This is a genomic window from Candidatus Sordicultor fermentans (assembly GCF_012728195.1).
GTDB lineage: Bacteria > Atribacterota > Atribacteria > Atribacterales > Caldatribacteriaceae > Sordicultor > Sordicultor fermentans.
In genome coordinates, this window is the sequence record NZ_JAAYFP010000145.1 from 1 (window position 1) to 5,721 (window position 5,721).

General features: G+C 38.3%; 6 protein-coding genes. All 6 read left to right on the forward strand.

The annotated features are described in order from the left end of the window. Positions 1–1,001, forward strand: a 1,001-nt coding sequence (locus GXZ17_RS07605) for an ROK family protein (protein ID WP_409376692.1), incomplete at its 5' end; no start/stop codon positions are given. A 17-nt stretch (positions 1,002–1,018) separates the two neighbouring features. Next, positions 1,019–2,221, forward strand: a complete 1,203-nt coding sequence (gene nagA / locus GXZ17_RS07610; RefSeq protein WP_409376693.1) for an N-acetylglucosamine-6-phosphate deacetylase — start codon at positions 1,019–1,021, stop codon at positions 2,219–2,221. Then, positions 2,218–3,111 carry a sugar phosphate isomerase/epimerase family protein gene (locus tag GXZ17_RS07615; RefSeq protein WP_409376694.1) on the forward strand — a complete coding sequence of 298 codons (894 nt, stop codon included), beginning with the start codon at positions 2,218–2,220 and terminating at the stop codon, positions 3,109–3,111. The genes nagA and GXZ17_RS07615 overlap by 4 nt, the downstream gene beginning before the upstream one ends. Positions 3,112–3,212: 101 nt before the next feature. Next, positions 3,213–3,578, forward strand: a complete 366-nt coding sequence (locus GXZ17_RS07620) for a hypothetical protein (protein ID WP_409376695.1) — start codon at positions 3,213–3,215, stop codon at positions 3,576–3,578. Between the two features lie 57 nt (positions 3,579–3,635). Next, positions 3,636–4,118, forward strand: coding sequence for a sugar phosphate isomerase/epimerase family protein (locus GXZ17_RS07625; RefSeq protein ID WP_409376696.1), 483 nt, complete (start codon positions 3,636–3,638; stop codon positions 4,116–4,118). A 139-nt stretch (positions 4,119–4,257) separates the two neighbouring features. After that, complete coding sequence (locus tag GXZ17_RS07630) at positions 4,258–5,529, forward strand: extracellular solute-binding protein (RefSeq protein ID WP_409376697.1); 1,272 nt, start codon at positions 4,258–4,260, stop codon at positions 5,527–5,529. Positions 5,530–5,721: the final 192 nt, after the last annotated feature.

Consider the following 5,721-nt stretch of genomic DNA (forward strand, 5'->3'; position numbering starts at 1 on the left):
GAGAAGGGGTATCGCGAGGAGGAAGAAAACCAGTTCTTTTGCGGTTTAATCCTGACTCTTTTTTAGTAGTAGGGATAGAGATAGAAGGCGATTTTATTGCTGCTTCTTTGATGAATTTGGATCTTACTATTATCAAAAAAAGCAAGGAAAGCCTTCTAGATTCCTCCGAGTTTGGGGTTATTAGAGAGATTGCTGCTTTAGTAAAAGATTTAACTAAAGAAATATCAGATGAAAAAATATTGGGCATAGGAATAGCAATTACTGGTTTGGTGGAAGATGGGATAGTAAAGCGGTCGGTAAATCTGGGATGGAAAAATGTTCCTATGGAAGGCCTATTAAGGAGGGAAATTCCTGATATTCCTATCTACATAGATAATATTGGAAAAGTGGGAGTTTTGGGGGAAAAACATGCTGGAAATGGCTTAAGGAAAGAGAATTTTATCTATGTGCGTGTAGGGACTGGCATCAGCGCTAATTTCATTTTTGGTGGTCAGCTTTACCGGGGGAGTAATGGATATGCTGGTGAATTTGGTCATATGACTTTGGAGCCAGCTGGGCCACTCTGTCATTGTGGCAATCGAGGGTGTCTAGAAGCTCTGGCTTCGGGTCGGGCGATTGCTGAGAGAATGAAAAAAATAGCGCTAAACAATAAAAGCTGTAAGATTTGGGAAATAGTAGAAAACGAGACTGAAATTACTGCCAAAACTGTGGAAGAAGCAGCTCGGTCGGGAGATGAAACGGCGCTTCAGATTTACCGGGAAGCTGGCTACTACTTGGGGATCGGAATTGCTAACCTGGTTCACCTTTATAATCCAGAGTTAATAGTGGTAGGAGGAGGAGTGTCGAGAGCTGAGGAGTTGTTGATGAGGCCTCTTTTGGAAAGTTTACAGTCTCGACTTCTTGATGAGTTAAAAAATTCAGTAAAAGTGGCACCAACTATTTTAGGGGATAACGAGAATCTGATTGGAGCAGGAGCTTTGGTGCTAGAAAAAGTCCTTTAATAAAAAGGAGATTGTGAATGGGAATAATTTTGTTTCAAAAATTTCGAGTGTTTACTCCTTTTAGAATACTTGAAAATCATTCGGTGCTGGTGAAAGAAAACAAAATCGAGGTAATAGGAGAAAAAGGCGCAATTAAAGCTGAAAAAGATATGGAGATAATAGATGGGAAAGATTTATTATATCTGAGTCCTGGATTCATAGATATCCATGTCCACGGCGGAGGAGGAGCTGACTGCTTGGAAGGGACTCGTGAGGCGCTTGAAGTTATGGCGCGCTCCCATGCTCGAGGAGGAACTACTGCTTTTTGTCCTACTATTACTACTGCACCCCTGGAGCGAATTTTTCGATCATTGGATGCTATCCGAGAAATAGGCTCTTCTCCTACCGGAGGAGCAAGAATTTTGGGTGCTCATGTAGAAGGACCATATTTTTCTAAAAGTCAGAGGGGAGCTCAGAATCCAGATTTCCTGCGGGTGCCTTCTCGAGAAGATTTAGAGAAGTTCCTCTCTTATCAAGAAGCTATAAAAAGAATCAGTCTAGCTCCGGAGCTTCCTGGAGCTTTAGAATTTGGAAGGAAAATGAGAGAAGCAGGGATAATGGTGGCTATTGGTCACTCTGATGCTACTTATGATGAGGTACTCTCAGCTATTGAAAATGGCTTTTCCCATGTAACCCATATCTATTCAGCTATGTCCGGGGTGCAGAGAATTAACCTTTATCGGGTCGCGGGAGTTATCGAATCTGCTCTTTTACGAGATGAACTTACTGTGGAGATGATTGCTGATGGGAAACATCTTCCTTCTCATCTTATGCAATTTGTTTTGAAAAATAAGGGATTGGGTCAAGTTTGTGCAGTAACTGATGCGATGGAGGCAGCTGGTATGCCTGAAGGAGAGTACAAAATCGGGGGGTTGGAAGTAATCGTAGAAGAAGGAGTGGCTAAACTCAAAGACCGCAGCGCTTTCGCTGGTAGCGTAGCTACTATGGATTTACTAGTAAGAACCCTAGTGCATCTCGTGGGTTTGCCCTTGGAGGAAGCGGTGCAGCTGGTAAGCTTTAACCCGGCCAAATTCTTGGGATTAGACCATCGTCAAGGAGTTATTGCTCCAGGGAAAGATGCAGATCTCGTGGTTTTAGATTCTAACTTGGAGGTGAAAATGACAATGGTGCAAGGAGAAATAGTATATGACAACTTAAGGGAAGGAGCAGTGAAAAAATGAAAATTAGCTGTTGTTGGCTGTATGCCATAAGTAAATATGGTTATCCTCCTTCTATTTCTGATACTTATCGAGCGCTGGAGGATATGCAAAGGTTAGGTTTCAAATATGTAGAATTGGAAGGAGTTAGAGAGGAAAATTTGCGGGCGGTTTATGAAGAAAAGGAAAACCTGAAGGCTTTTTGTGAAGAGAGAGGATTACAGGTAATTAATTTTTGTCCGGTTTTACCCGATATAGTGAGTTTAGATAAACAAAAAAGAGAAGAAGCTATACACCTTTTTGATTTAGCCATAGAAATTGCTCAGTTCTTTGACTGTGAAACTATTCAGTTAGATAGTTTTTCTCCACCTCTTGAGTTTGTAGGAGAGGCTCCTTATAAGGATATGATTAACTTTGGTCTTAAGCTTCAGGTAAAAGTAGATCCCAATTTTTCTTGGAATGAGTTATGGGAAGTGGTGGTGGGAACCTTCAAAGTAGCTAACCAAAAAGCGAAAGATGCCGGGCTTAAGTTATGTTTAGAACCTCGAGTAGGAGAAATTATCAGTAATACCGATAGTATCTTGAGACTTATGGATTACGTTAGCGATGATAATTTTGGAGCAGTGCTTGACACCGGTCATTTAAACGCCCAAAAAGAAATCCTACCTCTATCGGTAGAGAAGCTGGGAAAACAAATTTTCTATCTCCATGTTTCTGATAATGATGGTAAAACCAATGAACACTTAGCCCTGGGGAGAGGTACAGTTGACTGGGAAGGGGTATTTTTAGCTTTAAAAAAGCATGGGTTTGATGGATATGTAGCTGTGGATGTAGGGAGAGTGCCGGACTTGGATGAGCAATACCGGGAATCAGTAGAGTACTTACAAATGATAGAGAGAAAGATAGGATTGTAGAGGAAAAAAGATGAACTTTGGAAAAAAAGTTTGTTCCTTTTATAGAAATTATTTAAAGATGCAAAGGATAAATTAAAATATAAAAGTTGGAGTGATAAACAATGAAGTTTGTATGTTGTTGGTTATATGCTATTGACAAATATGGGTTTCCACCTTCATTGCCGGATACCTTTAAAGCTTTAAATGAAATGAAAGAGCTTGGTTTTAGATATGGAGAATTGGAAGGCGTGTCAGGTGATAATCTTAATCTAATCTATAATAGTAAGAATGATATAAAGAAGCATATCAATGAAATTGGTATAGAAATTATAAATTTTGTTCCTGTTATTCCTGAATTAAGAGAATTTGATGATTCTAAACGTAAATATGGCCGTGATATGTTTGAAAAGGGATTAGAGATTGCCGTCACACTAGGTACCGAGTTTATTCAGCTCGATAGCTTTCCTCCACTTATGAGATGTCTTTAAGGTATACAATATGATAGTAACAATGTAACAAATTATGGAGCTCAATGGCATTATCGATTGACGCCTGAATTTGATTGGAATCGACAGTGGGAAGTGTTGGTTGAGAGTGTCAAGTGGGCTGCACAAGAAGCTAGGAAAGCAGGATTAAAGTTAATCATTGAGCCTAGAGTAGGAGAAATAATTAGTAATACTGATTCAATGCTTCGTTTAATTGATGCTGTTGATGAACCCAATTTGGGAGCCATTTTAGATACTGGTCATCAATATGCACAAAAAGAAATATTACCACTGAGTATTTTGAAATTAAGCGATCGCTTGATGTATTTACATTTATCAGATAATGATGGGACTAAAAATGATCATTTAGTTCCTGGTCAGGGTACAATCGATTGGATAGGTGTGTTTGAAGCATTAAAAAGAATTAATTTTGAAGGTTACGCTGGGTTGGACATTGCAAAGGTCAATGGGAACTTAGATAAAGCTTATATTAAAGCTAGAGACATATTTAATAATTTTGCTAGCCAAGCTGGATTTAAGTAGATGTTTATAAAAAAGGAAGGAGTGATGCTTTTGCGTTCATAAAAATTATTAGTGTTATGTTGTTACAAACAAAAGCGATTTAGATTTAATGTGATTGTTAGAAGAGAATACTAAGAAAAGCTGGGGAGAGTGATTCTTGATGTTTAAAAGATTTAAAAGATATGTGATGGTTTTGTTAATTGTTGGTTTGTTAGGAATAAGCGTAGTTACAGGGGCTGCTGAAAATAAGGAGCTTAAGATTATTGCTGAAGCCTGGTATTACAATAAATATCCTTTAGAAAAAGCTGCCGAGCTTTTTGTTAAAGATCATCCCGAGGTTACTTTTACGTGGTTAAAAGCAGGAGATTTTGAGATTGCACCCTTAATGTTAGCCTGGAGTCGAGGTAATTATATAGCTGATATTGCTATAGTAGGTACTCCATCGGAAGCAGTATCTTTTCAAGCAAAGGGCTTGCTTGTTGATTTTGAAGATGTCCTAAAAGGCGAATACGCCAAAGATAAATGGCTAAAAGCTTTTTTGGATGAATGCACTATTGACGGTAAAGTTTATGCCATACCCACTGATGCTGAGGTCATGACTTTAATTGCTAGAAAAGATTATGCTGCTGAAGCAGGGTTGGCTGATGAAAATGGCAATATTATCCCTCCTAGAACTCTTAATGACTTCTATAGTTATTTAGAAAAGCTAACAATTAAAGATGAGTTGGGAAAAACTGTACGTTATGGTATGGATGTTAACTGGTCAAAGGAATATATGATTTATACTTACTTTTCAGGTATACAGGCGTTAAGGGGTACAATTTATGATGAAAACAGTAATCTTGATTTTAGTAGTGAAGAAGCCTTGGCTTTGCTAAGTTTTTGGCAGCGTGGTGTAAAGGAAGGCTTGATTAGTACAAGTTCTTTAGTGGATCATAGCGGTCCGCGGAATAGTATGAAATCAGGTTTAGCAGCAATTATGTGGGAAGATCATGCTAGAGTGATTGAGATTGGACAGGTCATTGGACAGGATAAATTAGAAATCGTACCTATACCTGATGCATTAACAAATGGAACTGTAAGTTATTGTATGAGTTTAATGATTCCAAAAACTGCAAAAAATGAGGAACTTGCAAAAGCGTTTGTATTAGAACAATTAAATGCCGACTGGTTTGCTCATTACTTGATGGATAATTGGGGGAAATTACTTGGTATGAAACGACATCTCGAAGGTCGCATAGATCTGCCTATCTGGAGAACCGTTTCTCAGATGTTAGAAAAGACTGTGAGCTTGCCCCATATGGTTGACCATCCGCGGCTAGTGGATATTATGACAACTGAAATTCAAAACATGCTTAAGTTGGAACAGACTCCCGAAGAAACATTGTCTAATATTCGTCAAAAAAGCTCCAAACTTAATTTGGTTCATTAAGTGTCATAAATTTGTGAAAACATTGGAGTGATTTTTGTAGAAATCAATCCAATGTTTTCACACGACAAGAGGTTTAAACATGAACAAGAAAACATCTACTCTTAGTAGCTGGTTATTTATGATGCCATCCTTGTTTATAATAGGGGTTTTTCTTTTATATCCATTAGTAAACTCAATTTATTTGAGTTTTAC

Coding starts and splice junctions, on each gene's coding strand:
- nagA (WP_409376693.1), top strand. CDS start 1,019: ATGGGAATAATTTTGTTTCAAAAATTTCGAGTGTTTACTCCTTTTAGA.
- GXZ17_RS07615 (WP_409376694.1), top strand. CDS start 2,218: ATGAAAATTAGCTGTTGTTGGCTGTATGCCATAAGTAAATATGGTTAT.
- GXZ17_RS07620 (WP_409376695.1), top strand. CDS start 3,213: ATGAAGTTTGTATGTTGTTGGTTATATGCTATTGACAAATATGGGTTT.
- GXZ17_RS07630 (WP_409376697.1), top strand. CDS start 4,258: ATGTTTAAAAGATTTAAAAGATATGTGATGGTTTTGTTAATTGTTGGT.